Origin of the sequence: Bradyrhizobium sp. CW1, assembly GCF_023100665.1 — a bacterium.
Lineage (GTDB): Bacteria > Pseudomonadota > Alphaproteobacteria > Rhizobiales > Xanthobacteraceae > Bradyrhizobium > Bradyrhizobium canariense_D.
Genome location: NZ_CP064684.1, coordinates 7,903,102 through 7,920,409 on the forward strand (window position 1 = coordinate 7,903,102; position 17,308 = coordinate 7,920,409).

The following is a 17,308-nucleotide window of genomic DNA, read 5'->3' on the forward strand; positions in this document are numbered from 1 at the left end:
GCAAGCGGAGAGTGCGTTAGCGTCTTCGCACATGACGGGCGGAGCCGGCTCGGCTAGATTGCTCCTCATAAAACAAGACGAATTGTCCGGGGAGGACAGGCGTGCACCAGGGACGTGTCGTTTACGGCGCGATCGAGGAAGTCGTGTTCGGCCACCCCGCGGCCGAGGCCGTGGTCGCCCAGATGGACCGGCTGGGGACGCGCCGCGCCTTCCTGATGGTCTCGGGCACGCTCAACCGGCAGACCGACGAAATCGCCAAGATCAAACAAGCCCTGGGCACAAATTGCGCGGGCGTCTTCGATGCCATGCCGGCGCACACCCCGCGCGAGGCGGTGATCGCCGCCACCAATGCGGCGCGCGAAGCGGGCGCCGACCTGATCGTCACCGTGGGCGGCGGCTCGATCACCGACGGCGCCAAGGCGGTGCAGCTCTGCCTCGCCAACGGCATCGACGATGTCGACGGCATCGAGCGTATCCGCGTGCACAAGGGCGTCGCGCCCGAGATGACGGCGCCGACCGTGCGTCAGATCAGCGTGCCGACCACGATCGCCGGCGGCGAGTTCAGCTCGATCGCAGGCGTCACCGACCGCACCGCCCATGTGAAACAGATGCTACGGCATCCGCTCAGCGTTCCGCGCGCGACCATCCTCGATCCCGCCATCACCGTGCACACGCCGGAATGGCTATTCCTCTCGACCGGCATCCGCGCCATCGATCATTGCGTCGAGGCGATCTGCTCGCGCGAGACGCACCCCTATGCCGACGCGCAATCGGTGAAGGGCCTCGCCATGCTCGCCGACGCGCTGCCACGGGTGAAGGCTGACCCTGCTGACCTCGACGCGCGAATGGATGCGCAGATCGGCACCTGGCTGTCGATGGGCGCGCTCGCCGCTGGCGTGCCGATGGGCGCGAGCCACGGCATCGGTTACGTGCTGGGCGCAGCCTTCGACGTACCGCATGGCTACACCTCCTGCGTCATGCTGCCGGCCGTGATGCGCTGGAATGCGCGCGACAATGCCGAGCGCCAGATGATCGTCGCGGCCGCAATGGGCTTTCCCGGCCACGCGGCAGCCGATGTGCTCGATGCCTTCATCCGCTCGCTCGGCATGCCGCGCAGCCTCGCCGATGTGCGCGTCTCGCCGGAGCATTTCGACGCCATCGCGGACGCTGCGATGCGCACGAACTGGATCCCGCGCAACCCGCGCAAGATCGACAGCCCCGCTCAAGTGCGCGAAATCCTGCTTCTTGCCGCATGATCCAAAGCCGGAGGACTGATGTACCCAGGTCAGCATGCCCGCCTGCGCCCACTCCAGCCCGCCTTCATCATGGCGACGACCGGCGAGGCCGTCACCTATCGCGAGCTCGATGCGCGCAGCAATCGGCTGGCGCACCTGTTCCGCAAGTATGGCCTGAAGCGGCTCGACCACTACTCGATCTTCATGGAGAACAATTCCCGCTACCTCGAAGCCTGCGGCGCGGGCGAGCGCTCCGGCCTCTACTACACCTGCATCAACTCGTTCCTGACGCCGGGCGAGTTCGCCTATCTCCTGGTCAACAGCCAGTCGAAAATCCTGATCACGTCGGTTGCGAAGCTCGATATCGCCCGCGAGGCGATCAAGGTCTGCCCCGACATCAAGCTGTGCATCGTCGCCGACGGCCCGGGCGAGAGCGAGCGCATCGTCGGCCTCACTGAGGTAACCGCCGACCTGCCGAAGACGCCGATCCCGGATGAATGGCTCGGCACCGCCATGCTGTATTCATCGGGCACGACGGGACGGCCAAAAGGGATTCTGCGGCCGCTTCCGGAGGAGCCGCCGAAACACAATCTGCCGTTGTTCGATTTCCTGACAAAGCTTTGGCACTACCGCGAGGGCATGATCTACCTGTCGCCGGCGCCGCTCTATCATTCGGCGCCGCAGGCCGCCGTGAACCTCACGATCCGCATGGGCGGCACCGCGATCATCATGGAGAATTTCGATCCCGAGCGTTACCTCCAGCTCGTCGAGCGGTGGGGTATCACTCACACCCAGTTGGTGCCGACGATGTTCTCGCGCATGCTCAAGCTGCCGGAGGAGGTGCGCACGCGCTACGACCTGTCGTCGCTCGAGATCGCGATCCATGCCGCCGCGCCCTGCCCCGCCCTGGTCAAGGACGACATGATCAAATGGTGGGGACCGATCATCCACGAGTACTACGGCGCGACCGAAGGCCTTGGCTTCACCGCCTGCGACAGCGCGGAATGGCTCGCCCATCGCGGCACCGTCGGCAAGGTCCTGCTCGGCGATCTCCACATTCTCGACGAAAACATGAAGCCATGCCCGACCGGCACGCCGGGTCAGGTCTGGTTCAAGACGGCCTCGCCATTCGAATATTTCAACGACCCGGAGAAGACCAGGGAAGCGCGCTCGGCCGACGGCAGCATGAGCACGGTCGGCGACGTCGGCTATGTCGACGAGGATCGTTTCCTTTATCTAACGGACCGCGCGACCTTCATGATCATCTCCGGCGGCGTGAACATTTATCCGCAGGAGTGCGAGAATCTGTTGATCACCCATCCGAAGGTTGCGGACGCCGCGGTGTTCGGCGTGCCCAATTCCGATCTCGGCGAAGAGGTGAAGGCGGTGGTGCAGCCGATGCCCGGGGCCGTGCCGGGCGAGGCGCTCGCCGAGGAGCTGATCGCGTTCTGCGGGGCGTCGCTGTCGCGGCAAAAGGTGCCGCGCTCGGTCGATTTCGAGAAGGAGTTGCCGCGGCTGCCGACGGGGAAGCTGTACAAGCGGCTGCTGCGGGACCGGTATTGGGGGAACAAGGCGTCAAGGATTGTGTGAAGGGCCGCTGTCGCCGGAGAAACTTCCCTCTCATCGTGAGAGACACCCCTGCGGCCTTCCGTCGTCCGAATTGCCGAGAGAGTAGCGGACCTTGACGGTTGCCTCACCGCGCACGCGCCGCTATCGTCGGGACAAACAGGCCGCAAAAGGCCGATGTCCAGGGAGGACGAGGATGCGGAGCGTACGGGCGCTCGCCGCGACGGCGGCGCTATCTTTGCTTGCGTTTTCGAGCGTTGCACTCGCCAGCGAGCCCAAGCAGGGCGGCATTTTGCGGATGTACCACCGCGACAGTCCCGGCAATGCCTCGATCCACGAAGGCGCGACCTACTCGCTCAACGTTCCCTTCATGCCGGTGTTCAACAACCTCGTCATCTACAAGCAGGACGTGGCGCAGAACAGCATGGACACCATCGTGCCCGAGCTCGCCGAGAGCTGGGCCTGGGTCAACGACAACAAGACGCTGACCTTCAAGCTACGCCAGGGCGTGAAGTGGCACGACGGCAAGCCGTTCACCTCGGCGGACGTCAAATGCACCTTCGACATGCTGATGGGCAAGTCGCAGCAGAAGTTCCGGCAGAACCCGCGCAAGAGCTGGTACGAACAGGTCAACGACGTCTCCACCAACGGCGATCTCGAGGTCTCCTTCAATCTGAAGCGGCCACAGCCTTCGCTGCTGGCGCTGCTCGCCTCGGGCTACACGCCGGTCTATCCCTGCCACGTCTCGCCCGGCGACATGCGCACGCACCCGATCGGCACCGGGCCGTTCAAGTTCGTCGAGTTCAAGGCCAATGAATCGATCAAGCTGACCCGCAATCCCGACTATTGGCGCAAGGGCCGGCCCTATCTCGACGGCATCGAGTTCACCATCATCCCGAACCGCTCCACCGCGATCCTCGCGTTCGTCGCCGGCAAGTTCGACATGACCTTCCCGACCGAGGTGAGCATCCCGCTGCTCAAGGACGTCAAATCGCAGGCGCCGAACGCGGTCTGCGTGGTCGAGCCCAACAATGTCGCCACCAACATCATCGTCAATTCGTCCGCGCCGCCGTTCGACAATATCGACATCCGTCGCGCCATGGCGCTGTCGCTCGACCGAAAGGCCTTCATCTCGATCTTGTTCGAGGGCCAGGGTGACATCGGCGGCACCCTGCTGCCGCCGCCGAATGGGCTGTGGGGGATGCCGAAGGAGATGCTCGAGACCATTCCGGGCTACGGCCCCGACATCAACGCCAACCGTGAGGAAGCGAAAAAGCTGATGCAGAAGGCCGGCTATGGGCCGGATAAGCATCTCGCCGTCAAGGTCTCGACCCGCAACATTCCGGTCTACCGCGATCCTGCGGTGATTCTGATCGATCAGCTCAAGAGTATCTATATCGACGGCGAGCTCGACGTGGTCGAGACCGCAAACTGGTTCCCGAAGATCGCGCGGAAGGATTACATGCTCGGGCTCAATTTGACCGGCAATGCCGTCGACGACCCCGACCAGTCCTTCTACGAGAACTATTCCTGCGGCTCCGAGCGCAACTACACCAATTACTGCAACAAGGAGATCGAAAAGCTGTTCGACGTGCAGTCCCAGGAGACCGACATTAACAAGCGCAAGAAGCTGGTGTGGGACATCGACAAGAAGCTGCAGGAGGACGTCGCCCGCCCGATCATCTTCCACGCACGTACCGGCAGCTGCTGGCAACCTTACGTCAAGGGCGTGACGGTGATGTCGAACAGCTCCTACAATGGCTATCGCTACGAGGACGTCTGGATGGACAAGTAGCGCGGGCGGCTGACGGGTTCGACGGGAGGCGATGCATGTTTGCCTATCTGGTGCGGCGCCTGTTGCTGATGCTCCTGACCCTGTTCGGGATCTCGATCGTCATCTTCTTCCTGCTGCGCATCGTCCCCGGGAATATCGTCGACATCCTGTTCGCCGCCGCGGGCTATGTGGACCCCGCCGACAAGGCCAATCTGGAGAAGGAGCTCGGCATCGACCAGCCGCTGGTGGTGCAATATTGGCACTGGATCAGCGGCTTCCTGCGCGGCGATTTTGGCTACTCCTACGTCTCCGAGAAGCCGGCGCTCCAGGAGATCCTGCCACGGATCCCGATCACCGCACGGCTCGCGGGCCTGGCGCTGTTGTTCTCGACCTCGATCGGCATCCCCCTTGGCGTGATCAGCGCGGTGAAGCAGGGAACGAGGCTCGACTACGCATTGCGTGTGGTGAGCCTCAGCGGATTGTCGCTGCCTTCGTTCTGGCTTGGCCTGCTCATCCTCACCGCCTCGGTGGCGATGTTCAACCAGATGCCGATCTTCAACCCGAATCCAGCGACTTGGCTGGAAGCGTTTGCGACCTATGCCGTGCCCGCCGCAGCCGTCGGCTTCCGCAGCGCGGCACTGACCATGCGCATCACGCGATCCTCGATGCTGGAGGTGCTGCGGCAGGACTATATCCGCACCGCGCGTGCCAAGGGCGCATCGGACGCCGCTGTGAACTATCAGCATGCGCTGAAGAATGCGATTCTGCCCGTCATCACCGTGATTGGCATCGAAGCGGCGTTCCTGATCGGCGGCCTCATCGTGACGGAGACGGTGTTCAACATCCCCGGCGTCGCGCGCTTCCTGGTCGAGGCGATTCGCTGGCGCGATTATCCGATCGTGCAGAACCTGGTGATGCTGATTGCCATCGTCGTGGTGAGCGCGAATTTCATCGTGGACATGCTGTACGCGGTGTTCGACCCGCGTATCCGGTACACGGATTAGGAGAACCTGTTGGCTGCGATCGACTATGACGTTGAACTGAGGCGCGCCGGGGCGCACGCGACCGTCGGCTGGCGGCGCGTGCTGTTTTTGGCGCAGCGGCATGTGCTGGGCGCGGCCGGGCTCGTCATCATGACCCTGTTCGTGTTCACCGCGATCTTCGCCGACTTCATCGCGCGTTACGATCCGCTGACGATCGATGCCGCTCGGGCACTGGCGCGTCCAAGCCTGGCACACTGGATGGGCACGGATTCCTTCGGCCGCGATGTCTTCAGCCGCATCATTCATGGCGCGCGGATCTCGCTCGCGGTCGGCATCGGCTCGACGGCGCTCGGCGGCAGCATCGGCGTGATCGTCGGCCTCACCTCCGGCTATCTCTCCGGCTGGGTCGATCTCGTGTTCCAGCGCGTCTCCGATGTCCTCCAGGCGCTGCCGCTGCTGGTGCTGGCCCTGATCATGACCGCGGCGCTTGGGCCGTCCTTGCCGAACGTCATCATTGCGATCGCCATTCCGCTGATCCCGACCGTCTCGCGCGTCATCCGCGCCAACACGCTGGCGCTGCGCGAGCTGCCATTCATCGAGGCCGCCAAGTCGATCGGCATGAGCGAGGTACGCATTGCGCTCCGTCACGTGCTGCCGAATACGCTGGCGCCGCTGATCGTGCTTGCGACGGCCCAGCTCGGCTCGACTATCCTCACGGAAGCCTCGCTCTCCTTCCTCGGCCTCGGCATTCCCGAGCCGTACCCGTCGTGGGGGCGCATGCTCTCTGAATCCGCCGCCGAATATGTCCGCACGGCGCCATGGCTGGTGATCTTCCCGGGCATCGCCATCAGCCTCGCGGTGTTCGGCGCCAATCTGTTCGGTGACGCCTTGCGCGACATCCTCGATCCCCGGCAGCGCGGCTGATGGCTGAGAACTCCGATCTCGTGATCGAGGTGAAGAACCTGAAGACGGTGTTCTTCACCAACTCCGGTCTGTTCAAGGCCGTCGATGATGTTTCCTTCACGGTGAAGCGCGGCGAGACGCTGGCGATCGTCGGCGAATCCGGCTGCGGCAAGAGCGTCACTGCACTATCGCTGATGCGGCTGGTGCCGGATCCACCCGGCCGCATCGTCGGCGGCTCCGTCACGCTCGAAGGCACCGACCTTCTGACGCTGGACGAAGCAGAGATGCGTGCCGTCAGGGGCAACCGCATCTCGATGATCTTCCAGGAGCCGATGACCTCGCTCAATCCGGTGATGCGGATCGGCGACCAGATCGTCGAGACCGTGCGGCTGCACCGGAACATGTCGAGCAAAGAGGCCCGGGGCATCGCAATCGAGATGCTGCGCCTGGTGCGCATCCCCGAGCCGGCTCGGCGCGCGCGGGAATATCCGCATCAGCTGTCCGGCGGCATGCGCCAGCGCGCCATGATCGCGATGGCGCTGGCGTGCCGGCCGGTGCTGCTGATCGCGGACGAGCCCACGACCGCGCTCGACGTCACCATCCAGGCGCAGATTCTGGCGCTGATCCTAGACCTTCAGAAAGAGCTCGGCACCGGGCTCGTGCTGATCACGCATGATCTCGGCGTCGTCGCGCAGACCGCGCAACGCGTCATCGTGATGTATGCGGGACGCAAGGTCGAGGAAGCGAGCGTCGAGGCGCTGTTCGCCGCGCCAAAGCACCCCTACACGCGCGGATTGATGGCATCGATCCCGGCGGTGCCGGCGCCCGGCGTTGCCGCGCCGGCACGGTTGAACGAAATTCCCGGCACCGTGCCGTCGCTGGTGGGGCTGCCCAAAGGTTGCGCGTTCGCGCCACGCTGCAAGCTCGCGATCAAGCGCTGCGAGGCCGAATATCCGCCGCTCATCGATTGGGGCGGCGGCCATCTCGCGGCCTGCTGGCGCGCAGCCGAAGTGGCGGAGGTGGCATGACCGACGCACTGCTCGAAGTCACCGAACTCAAGAAGCACTATCCGGTGCGCGCCGGCGTGTTGCGCCGACAAATCGGCACAGTGCATGCGGTCGACGGCGTCTCGTTTTCGGTTGGGGTCGGGGAGACGCTGGGCCTTGTCGGCGAATCCGGCTGCGGCAAGTCGACGGTGGCGCGCAGCGTGCTGCGGCTGGTCGAGCCGACCTCGGGCCAGATTCGCCTCGAAGGCGAGGACATCACGCATCTCTCCAAGTCCGCGCTGCGGCCACACCGTCGTTCGATGCAGATCGTATTCCAGGATCCTTTCGCCTCGCTCAACCCGCGCATGACTGCCGGAGACATCGTGGGCGAGCCGCTGTTCGTGCACGGGCTCGCGACCGGCAAAGCGCTGGAGGCACGTACCGCACAGCTGTTCGAGCAGGTTGGCTTGCGGCCCGACCAGATGCGCAACTTCCCGCATCAATTCTCCGGCGGCCAGCGCCAGCGCATCTGCATCGCCCGCGCGCTGGCGCTCGGGCCCCGCCTGATCGTCTGCGACGAGCCGGTCTCCGCGCTCGATGTCTCGATCCAGGCGCAGGTGATCAATCTCCTGATCGATCTGCAACGGCAGCACGGCTTCTCCTACCTCTTCATCGCGCATGACCTCGCCGTGGTCGCCCATATCAGTCACCGCGTCGCCGTGATGTATCTCGGCCGCATCGTCGAGATCGCGGACAAGGACGAGCTGTTCCGCAATCCGCGCCATCCCTACACGCAGGCCCTGCTCGCCTCGGTACCGGTCGCCAACCCGCTCGCCAAAAAGCTCGTGCCGCTGGTCGACGGCGACGTGCCAAGCCCGGTCAATCCGCCGCCGGGCTGTGCGTTTCACACCCGCTGCCGGTATGCGATGGAGCGATGCAGGACGGAACGACCGGCGTTGGTGGACGCGGGGGACGGGCACCAGGTGGCGTGCTTGCTCAATGGCGGAACGGGGCGGAGCCAGTAGCTCCGCTGTCGTCCCGGCCTTCGCCGGGGCGACGAGTTGAGCTTGCCGCCCTACTCAGCCCCGATCTCCGCCACGATCCGGCCCGTTGTCACCTGCTCGCCCTCGGCGACGTCGATCGCGGCGACGACGCCGTCGATGCCGGCCTTGTGGACATGCTCCATCTTCATCGCTTCCAGCGTCATCACCGGCTGGCCGGCAGTGACGCGGTCGCCCGGCTTGACCAGGACGGCAACGACGCGGCCGTTCATGGCAGCGCGAACCTTGCCGTCTCCGTTGCTTGCGGCCGCCTTCGGCGCGGCGAGGGTGAGATCGGTCGCCGCGAGCGGGATGCCGCGGCGCTGGAGGTGGAGCCGGTCGCCGTCGCGCAGGAATTTGGCACTGTCCATCACGCCGTCATGGCGGAAGCGAATCACGTCGAGATCGAGTTGGTCGATCTCGAACTTGTCTTGCCGGCCGTCCCTGGCAACAATGTAGCTGCCATCGCGCTCGCGCCAGACTTCTAGCTCAAGCGCCTGGCCTGCGATCTCGATTTTCGCCGGCAGCGGGAACGTTGCCGCGAGGCTCCGTCCGCGGCGCCACGACGGTGCCTGGGGGTTCGTGACGTAGAGCAGCAGGCCGGCCAAGGCCATGTCGAATGCGGCGTCCGCGCGCGGCGCCAGCAGCTCGTCGCGATGGGCACCAATGAACGCCGTGGTCGCCTCGCCTTTGGCGAAGCCGGGATGACGCAGGCATGACATCAGGAAAGTCTGATTGGTAGTCACACCAAATCCGGTCAGTTGCTCCAGGCCGACGATCAGCCGCCCCCTCGCCTCCTCGCGGGTCGCGCCATGGCCGATCACCTTCGCGATCATGGAATCGTAGAACGGCGGAATCTCGGAGCCCGATTGCAGCGCATGTTCGACGCGGATGCCATCCGGCACCTGCCAGCGCGCCATGCGCCCGGACTGCGGCATGAAATCCTGCGCGGCGTCCTCCGAGCACAGCCGCACCTCGATGGCGTGGCCTGTGAAGCGAATGTCCTGCTGCTTGAGCGGCAGCGACTCGCCGCGCGCGACGCGCAGCTGCAATTCGACGAGATCGAGCCCGGTGATGGCCTCGGTGACGGGATGCTCGACCTGGAGACGCGTATTCATCTCCATGAAGTAGAATCCGCCGCTCGCATCGAGCAGAAATTCGAGCGTGCCGGCGCCCTCGTAACGCAACGCCTTCACCGCGGCGACCGCGACCTCGCCCATCTTCGCACGCAGGTCGGGCGTGACTGCGGTCGACGGCGCCTCCTCGATTAGTTTCTGGTGCCGCCGCTGCACCGAGCAGTCGCGCTCGCCAAGATGGATGGCGTTGCCATGGCTGTCGCCGAACACCTGAATTTCGATGTGACGGGGATTCTGGATGGCGCGTTCGAGGATCACCGTGGGATCGCCAAACGCCGCCTTCGCCTCGGACCGCGCGCTACGCAGTGCCTCGGGGAACGAATTGGCATCCGCAACGAGCCGCATCCCGCGTCCACCGCCGCCGGCGACCGCCTTGATCATCACGGGAAAGCCGATCTCTCTCGCCTCCGCGAGCATGACTTCATCGCCCTGATCGGCGCCCTGATAGCCGGGCACGACGGGCACGCCGGCCTTTTTCATGATCTCCTTGGCACCGGCCTTGTTGCCCATTGTCTCGATCGCCTGCGGCGACGGGCCGATGAAGACGAGGCCGGCATCCTTGCAGGCTTGCGCAAACTCCTCGTTCTCGGCGAGGAAGCCATAGCCGGGATGAACGGCATCCGCGCCGCTGGCCTTTGCGGCCGCTATGATCGCGGCGATGTTGAGATAGGACTGCGCCGGCAGCGCTTCGCCGACTCGCACGGCCTGGTCGGCCTGTTGCACATGAAGCGCATCCCTATCCGCATCCGAATAGACCGCGACGACGCCGAGGCCGAGCTTCCGCGCGCTGCGCATCACCCGCAGTGCGATCTCGCCGCGATTGGCGATCAGGACCTTGAAGAACGGCCGGTGCTGCACTGATCCGTTCCTCATGGGCGGGCCACCGAGAATTGCATGCGCTGTGGGCTCCGCGCGTCACCTTCACGACAGATCGCGAGCACTTCGGACAGCACCGCGCGGGTGTCGCGCGGATCGATCACGCCGTCGTCGAGCACGCGCGCGCTGGTCGAGAACACGTCCATCTGGCCGTCGAACACGCCGACGATCTGCGCCTTCATGCCATCGAGCTTTTCTTTTTCGACCGGCTTGCCGCGACGCGCGGCTGCGGCTTCGGTGACGATCGCCATGGTCTCGGCGGCCTGCTCACCGCCCATCACGGCAGTCTTGGCGTTGGGCCAGGAGAAGCAGAAGCGCGGATGGAAGCCGCGCCCGCACATGCCGTAATTGCCGGCGCCGAACGAGGCGCCGCAATAGATGGTGATCTGCGGCACTGTCGCCGACGTCACCGCCTGGATCATCTTGGAGCCATGCTTGATCATGCCGGCTTCTTCGTAAGCTTTGCCGACCATGTAGCCGGTGGTGTTGTTCAGATAGAGCAGCGGCGTTCGGGTTTGGCAGCACGCCTGGATGAAATGCGTCGCCTTGTTGGCACCGGCCGGATCGAGCGGACCGTTGTTGGTGATGATGCCGATGGTCTGGCCCTCGATGCGGGCATGGCCGCAGACGGTGGCCGGGCCGTAGTTCGGCGCCATCTCGGTGAAGTCGGAATCATCGACGATACGTGCGATCACCTGCTTCATGTCCACGGAGCGCTTGTGGTCCATCGGCATAATGCCGAGCAGTTCGTCTTGATCGTAGCGCGGCGGCTTATATTCCGCGCTCGCCCTGCCCGGCCGTTCCCATTCCAGCGCCGCCATGATCTCGCGCGCGATGCGCAGGGCGTCGCGGTCATCCTCGGCGAGGTAGTCGCCAAGTCCCGACACCTGCGTGTGCATCTCGGCGCCGCCAAGCTCCTCTTCGGTCGCGATCTCGCCGGTGGCGGCCTTCAGCAGCGGCGGCCCGGCGAGGAAGGCGCGGGTGCGGCCACGGACCATGACGATGTAGTCGGACAGGCCGGTCTGATAGGCGCCGCCGGCGGTCGAGGAGCCATGGGTTACGGTCACGACGGGCAGGCCCGCTGCGGAGAGTCGCGCGAGATTGCGGAAGATGTTGCCGCCGCGGACAAAGTCTTCGACGCGGTAGCGCAGGAGATTGGCGCCGGCGCTTTCGACCAGCTGGACGTAAGGCAGCTTGTTCTCCAGCGCGAGCTCCTGCACGCGTATCGTCTTGTCGAGGCCGTAGGGCTGAAGCGCGCCGGCATCGATGCCGGAATCGTTGGCGCTGACCATGCAACGGATGCCCGAGACGAAACCGATGCCGGCGATGACGCCGCCGCCGGGGACGCTCTTGTCCGGATCAGATACGTCGAACATGTAGCCGGCGAGCGTGGACAGCTCGATGAAGGGCGCGCCGGGATCGAGCACCAGCGCGACGCGCTCGCGCGGCAACAGCTGGCCGCGCTTGTGGAAGCGGTCTTTCGCCGCGGCTGATGCCGCACGCGTGCGCTCTTCCAGCGCGCGCATGCGGTCGATCAGGCCAAGCATGCCGTCGCGGTTGGCGCGATAGGCGGCACTGCCGGGAGAAATCGTGTTTTCGAGAATGGACATAACTCAATCCTGCTCGTCATTGCGAGGAGCAAAGCGACGAAGCAATCCAGGCGCATCCATGGAAAGATTCTGGATTGCTTCGCTTCGCTCGCAATGACGGTTGAGGCGATAATTTACCTATTCGTCCCAAAAATCTTTCGCGCTTCCGCCGGGCTCGCGATCTCGCGGCCGGCACGGCGGGCGCAGGCGGCGATGGCGTCGATCAGCTGGCCGTTCGACGTTACCTTCTTGCCGTCGGCGAGATAGAAGGCATCTTCGAGACCGGTGCGCAGATGACCGCCGAGCTCCGCACAGCGCTGGTGCAGCGGCCAGATTTCTTCGCGGCCTATCGCGGTGACCTGAAATTGCGCCTCGGGACGCTTCAGCTTGATCAGGATCGGCAGCAGATCGGGATCCGACGGCATGCCGGAGGCGACGCCCATCACAAAGTTATACTCGAGCGGGCCCTTGTACATGCCGACCTGGCGGTACATGCCGACGCAGCGGACGATGCCGACGTCAAAACATTCGAATTCGGGGATGGTACCGACCGCGTTCATGACGTCGAGATAGTCCTTCACCTTCTCGACCGCATTGTCGAACATCATCGGCGGCCAGGCCCAGCTGTTGTCGGCCTTCACCTTCAGGTAATTTAGCGAGCCGGCATTGCAGGCCGCGATCTCCGGCCTGGTCTCGCGGATACAATCCAGCGCACCGTTGTAGTTCGGCCCGGAGACGCCGGAGGTGTGATTGATGATCACGCCAGGGCAGGCTTCGCGAATCGCCTGCTGGATCTCCTTGCTGACGCTGACCTCCCAGGACGGCAGATGCCCCTTGTCCGGCGCCTGCTGACGCAGATGGATGTGCATGATGGACGCGCCGGCATCGAACGCAGCCTTGGCCTCGCGCGCCATCTGCTCGGGCGTGACAGGCACGTTGTGCTGCTTCGGGTCGGTGAGCACGCCGTTCAGCGCGCAGGTGATGACGGCCTTGTCGCTCATGCCTTGAATGTCTCGCACGTTGATAATTCAACGTTTGCGATCATGTGATGGGCGGCAGGCGGCTTCTTGCGCGGAGAAGCTGGAAAAAGGCGATAAACCGTAGGGTGGGCAAAGGCGCTCTTGCGCCCTTCCCACCATCTCTCAATACCTCGCGAAGATGGTGGGCACGCTTTCGCTTTGCCCACCCTACGAGACGACGCTAGCTCGCCTCCGCCAGCCTCACGGTCTCGCTGCTGCGATAGATCGCGAGATCGCGCGAGCCGACGAAGATCGCGCGCGGCTTCAGGCCGTAGAAGCGGCGGATCGAGTGGCTGAAATGGGTGGAGTCGGGATAGCCGATGTCCTGCGCGAGATGGGCGAGGTTGAGGTCCTGGTTGGCGAAGTGCAGCAGGTGACGCGCCCGCTTCCAGGCGCGGAAGGAGCGGAACGAGATGCCGGTCTCTTCCTTGAACAGATGCAGGAAGCGCGAAGCGGAAAGTCCGGCCTCCGCCGCGCATGTGTCCGCCGTCACGGGTTCGCCCGTGAAGCGGCCGATACGGGCGACCGCACGCGTCACGCGGGGGTCGAGCACGCGGCGCGGCAGCGCCTCGCCAAAACACATCTGGTCGAATTCGGCGGTGGTGATGTCGCCGTAGCGACGCTGGCGCAGCAGCGTGTAGGCGGCGAGGATCTTGCGGGCATAGACGGCCCTGTCGGGTCCGGTGAGCCGCTCGGCCAGGACCTCGATCACGCCATCGGGCATGCTCTCCGGCTCCAGCGTCACGCTGATCGCGGTGCGGTAGTCGCTCGCAATGGAATGCCGCTGGTTCGGTAGGGTAACGAACAGCTCGCCGGTGGCGAGCGCATCATCGATCGTCAGATGCAGACTGCCCTTCACCGCGACATAGACATGGCAGCAGCCGGGCGTCCGCTTGCGGGGGCGGCCGAGCAGGCCGGCATAGAATACCCGCTCCGGCGTGATCAGCATCAAATGGTCGGATTCGCGACCGTTATCTTCCATTGGGATCCTCCTCGCGCGGCTCTTTGGCCGCTGCGGACGGAGGTCACCTTAGCGGAAATCTGGGCGCTGTCACGGCGGGATAGCGCTATCATGAAGCGCAAAACAGCGGCAGTCCCGACGACCCGGAACTCCCGGCAACATGGCCGTCCCGGCTTTCGCCAGAACGACAATCAGGCCCTCACCCTTGGCGCCACGTTCTGCTCGACGCCGGCCTGTTGCTCCGCAGCAACCGCGCGCTTGAAACCATCCCGTTGCTGCAAGCGTGCCCAATAGGCTGCGACATTTGGCCCAAAATCCTTGGCAAGCCCGATAGTATCGGCGAGGCGGAGCGCGTAACCGATCACGATGTCGGCGGCAGTGAAGCGGCCCGCGCACAAGGCCTCGGTATTTGCGGTGGCTGCCTCGACGGCGCGCAGGCGGCCCAAAAACCATTTGGCATAGTCGCCGGCGACCTGCGGATTGCGGCGCTCTTCCGGCTCGAGCTGGGTGTATCGGAGCACCAGCGTCTGCGGGAAGGTTAACGTGGCGTCGCTGAAATACATCCAGTTCACGAACGCGCCATAGGCGGGATCTTCGGGTCCGACCATCAGTGGCGTCGGTCCATGCTTGATGCCGAGATAGTGGCAGATGCCGGAGGACTCGGTCATTTTCGTCTCGCCGTCGACCATGAAGGGAATCGTGCCCAGCGGATTGAGCGCGAGATACTCCTTGGCGAAGACCCGCGGCGGGAACGGCAGCATCTTGAGCTCGTAGGGCAGCCCCATCTCCTCCAGCATCCAGAGCGGACGGAATGAGCGCGCGGCGTCGCAGTGATAGAGCGTGATCATCGGGAACTTCCTTTGCTGCCGGGCAGCGTCCCCATCATCTTGCACAGGACCATCAGCATGACCTCGTCGGCGCCGCCGCCGATCGATGTCAGACGGCTGTCGCGATAGGCACGGCTGACCGGCGTCTCGTTGGTAAAGCCCATTCCACCCCAATATTGCAAGCAGGCGTCGGTAAGCTCGCGGCCGAGTCGCCCGGCCTTCAGCTTGGCCATGGTCGCAAGTTTCGTGACATCCTCGCCCGCCACAAGCGCCTCTCCGGCACGGTAGATCAGCGCGCGCAACAGCTCGACCTCGGTCTGCATCTCCGCGAGCTTGAAATGAACGACCTGGTTGTCGAGGATCGACTTCCCAAAGGCCTTGCGATTGCGGGTGTATTCGATGGTCTCGTTGATAATGTATTCATGCGCCTTCAGGCAGGCGGCCGCACCCCAGAGCCGCTCCTCCTGGAACTGGATCATCTGGTAGGTAAAGCCCTTGCCCTCCTCGCCGATCCGGTTGCGCTTGGGCACGCGGACATTGTCGAAGAAGATCTGCGCGGTGTCGGAGGAACGCATGCCCATCTTGTCGAGCTTGCGCGCGACCGTGACGCCCTTGGTCTTCATGGGCACACAGATCAGCGATTTGTTGCGGTGAACGGACCCGTCGCCCGTATTGGCGAGCAGACAGATCCAGTCGGCCTGGGTGCCGTTGGTGATCCACATCTTGCCACCATCGATGACGTAATCGTCGCCGTCCCCGCGCGCATTGGTCTTGATCGAGGCCACGTCAGAACCCGCGCCGGGCTCCGAGACGCCAATGCAGGCCACATAGTCGCCAGAGATCGAGGGCGCCAGGAATTCGCGCCGCACTTCATCGGAGCCGAACCGCGCCAGCGCAGGAGTCGCCATGTCGGTCTGCACCCCGATCGCCATCGGCACGCCGCCGCAATTGATCGCGCCGAGTTCCTCCGCCATCATCAGCGCATAGGAATAGTCGAGGCCGGAGCCGCCGAATTCGACCGGCTTGTTCAGCCCGAGAAAGCCGAGCCTGCCCATCTTCCTGAACAGCTCGTGCGCCGGGAAGATGTCGGCCTTCTCCCATTCATCGACATGCGGATTGATCTCGTTGGCAATGAATTTTTGCAAGGAACGGCGGATCTCGTCGTGGTCGGCGGTGAACAGCATCTTGTTAGCCCAGTTCTTGGTATCTCTGAGGTGCTCGTCATGGCCGGGCTCGTCCCGGCATGACGGAGAAAGAGGTCACAACCCCATCTGCCGCGACGCGAGATCCTTCATGATCTCCTCGGTGCCGCCGCCGATCGCGTTGACCTTGACCTCACGGTAGATGCGCTCGGCCTTGATGCCGCGCATGAAGCCGGCGCCGCCAAAAATCTGCACCGCTTCCGAGGCGCAGAACGCCATGGTCTGGGTCGCCTGGTTCTTCATCATGCAGATTTCGGCGACCGGGCTTTCGCCCTGCTCCAGCCGCCAGGCCAGCATCTCCAGCATCGCTTGCGATGCGGCGACCTTCTGCGCCATGTCGACGATCTTGTGGCGGATCACCTGGTGCTGCGCGAGCGGCTTGCCGAAGGCCTTGCGCTCCTTGGCGTAGGCAATGGCCTCGTCGAGGCAGACGCGCGCGAACGCGGTGCAGCCCGCCGCCATGCCCATGCGCTCGCTGTTGAAATTCCGCATGATGATCTTGAACCCCTGGCCTTCCTCGCCGATCAGGTTTTCCGCCGGTACGCGGCACTCGTCGAAATGCAGGGTCGCGGTGTCGGAGGCCCACCAGCCCATCTTCTTCAGCTTTGTCCGGGACAGGCCGGGCGTATCCCCCTCGATCAGGAGCAGGCTGACGCCGCCGGCGCCCTCGCCGCCGGTGCGCACCGCAACGGTCAGATAGTCGGCACGCATCCCGGATGTGATGAAGGTCTTCTCGCCGCTCACGACGTAGTGATCTCCGTCGCGCCGCGCCTTGGTGCGGAGGCCCGCGACATCAGAGCCGCCGCCCGGCTCGGTGATCGCGAGCGCGGAGATTTTCTCACCCGCGAGCACCTGAGGCAGCACGCGCGCCTTCACCTCGGGGCGCGCGGCCCGCGCGACCGGCGGCGAACCGATCGTATGGCTCATCAAGCTGGCGCTGACACCGCCGGCGCCAGCCCGCGCCAACTCCTGGCTGGCGACGATCCTCATGAACTGGTCGGCGGCGATCCCGCCATATTCCTCGGGGAAACCGAGTCCCAAGAGCCCGATCTCGGCCGCCTTGCGATAGAGCGCGCGGGGGAATTCACCGGCCTCATCCCACTCGTGGGCGAAGGGCGCAATCTCCTTGTCGACGAAGCGGCGCATCACCTCGCGAAAGGCGTCATGCTCGGCGGTATAGAACGGGCTCATCATCGCACTCTCGCCTTGCT

The 17,308-nt window shown here is 64.5% G+C and carries 14 protein-coding genes; 7 read left to right on the forward strand and 7 right to left on the reverse strand.

The window, feature by feature from the left end; all coding sequences use genetic code 11:
• The first annotated feature begins 101 nt into the window (after positions 1-101).
• The 7 genes from IVB54_RS37805 to IVB54_RS37835 all read left to right on the forward strand — a co-directional run bounded on the left by IVB54_RS37805 (position 102) and on the right by IVB54_RS37835 (position 8,472).
• A complete protein-coding gene (locus IVB54_RS37805; protein ID WP_018455970.1) occupies positions 102-1,256 on the forward strand; it encodes an iron-containing alcohol dehydrogenase in 1,155 nt (384 codons plus the stop codon).
• Positions 1,257-1,274: 18 nt separating this feature from the next.
• Positions 1,275-2,825 (forward strand): AMP-binding protein, encoded by a 1,551-nt coding sequence (locus tag IVB54_RS37810; RefSeq protein ID WP_247295941.1) that lies wholly within the window; start codon positions 1,275-1,277, stop codon positions 2,823-2,825.
• Between the two features lie 172 nt (positions 2,826-2,997).
• A complete protein-coding gene (locus tag IVB54_RS37815; RefSeq protein WP_085361917.1) occupies positions 2,998-4,596 on the forward strand; it encodes an ABC transporter substrate-binding protein in 1,599 nt (532 codons plus the stop codon).
• A gap of 35 nt (positions 4,597-4,631) precedes the next feature.
• Positions 4,632-5,579, forward strand: a complete 948-nt coding sequence (locus IVB54_RS37820) for an ABC transporter permease (RefSeq protein WP_018455967.1) — start codon at positions 4,632-4,634, stop codon at positions 5,577-5,579.
• Between the two features lie 9 nt (positions 5,580-5,588).
• A complete protein-coding gene (locus IVB54_RS37825) occupies positions 5,589-6,482 on the forward strand; it encodes an ABC transporter permease (protein ID WP_018455966.1) in 894 nt (297 codons plus the stop codon).
• Positions 6,482-7,489 (forward strand): ABC transporter ATP-binding protein, encoded by a 1,008-nt coding sequence (locus tag IVB54_RS37830; protein ID WP_018455965.1) that lies wholly within the window; start codon positions 6,482-6,484, stop codon positions 7,487-7,489. Before IVB54_RS37825 ends, IVB54_RS37830 begins: the two co-directional genes overlap by 1 nt.
• Positions 7,486-8,472, forward strand: a complete 987-nt coding sequence (locus tag IVB54_RS37835; RefSeq protein WP_018455964.1) for a dipeptide ABC transporter ATP-binding protein — start codon at positions 7,486-7,488, stop codon at positions 8,470-8,472. Before IVB54_RS37830 ends, IVB54_RS37835 begins: the two co-directional genes overlap by 4 nt.
• 50 nt (positions 8,473-8,522) lie before the next feature.
• Here IVB54_RS37835 and IVB54_RS37840 read toward each other — a convergent pair whose 3' ends face one another.
• From IVB54_RS37840 to IVB54_RS37870, 7 genes are all read right to left on the reverse strand, one after another.
• Positions 8,523-10,496: an acetyl-CoA carboxylase biotin carboxylase subunit gene (locus IVB54_RS37840; RefSeq protein WP_018455963.1), complete on the reverse strand. Its 1,974-nt coding sequence runs from the start codon at positions 10,494-10,496 to the stop codon at positions 8,523-8,525.
• On the reverse strand, positions 10,493-12,109 hold the full coding sequence (locus IVB54_RS37845; protein ID WP_018455962.1) for a carboxyl transferase domain-containing protein: 1,617 nt from the start codon (positions 12,107-12,109) through the stop codon (positions 10,493-10,495). The genes IVB54_RS37840 and IVB54_RS37845 overlap by 4 nt, the downstream gene beginning before the upstream one ends.
• A 113-nt stretch (positions 12,110-12,222) precedes the next feature.
• Positions 12,223-13,089: a 3-keto-5-aminohexanoate cleavage protein gene (locus IVB54_RS37850; protein ID WP_018455961.1), complete on the reverse strand. Its 867-nt coding sequence runs from the start codon at positions 13,087-13,089 to the stop codon at positions 12,223-12,225.
• Between the two features lie 199 nt (positions 13,090-13,288).
• Entirely contained in the window at positions 13,289-14,089 is an 801-nt protein-coding gene (locus tag IVB54_RS37855; protein WP_018455960.1) for an AraC family transcriptional regulator, read from the reverse strand.
• Between the two features lie 170 nt (positions 14,090-14,259).
• Positions 14,260-14,916 carry a glutathione S-transferase family protein gene (locus IVB54_RS37860; protein ID WP_018455959.1) on the reverse strand — a complete coding sequence of 219 codons (657 nt, stop codon included), beginning with the start codon at positions 14,914-14,916 and terminating at the stop codon, positions 14,260-14,262.
• Positions 14,913-16,079: an acyl-CoA dehydrogenase family protein gene (locus tag IVB54_RS37865; protein ID WP_247776996.1), complete on the reverse strand. Its 1,167-nt coding sequence runs from the start codon at positions 16,077-16,079 to the stop codon at positions 14,913-14,915. The genes IVB54_RS37860 and IVB54_RS37865 overlap by 4 nt, the downstream gene beginning before the upstream one ends.
• Positions 16,080-16,154: 75 nt before the next feature.
• Complete coding sequence (locus IVB54_RS37870) at positions 16,155-17,291, reverse strand: acyl-CoA dehydrogenase family protein (RefSeq protein WP_247776997.1); 1,137 nt, start codon at positions 17,289-17,291, stop codon at positions 16,155-16,157.
• Between the last annotated feature and the right edge of the window lie 17 nt (positions 17,292-17,308).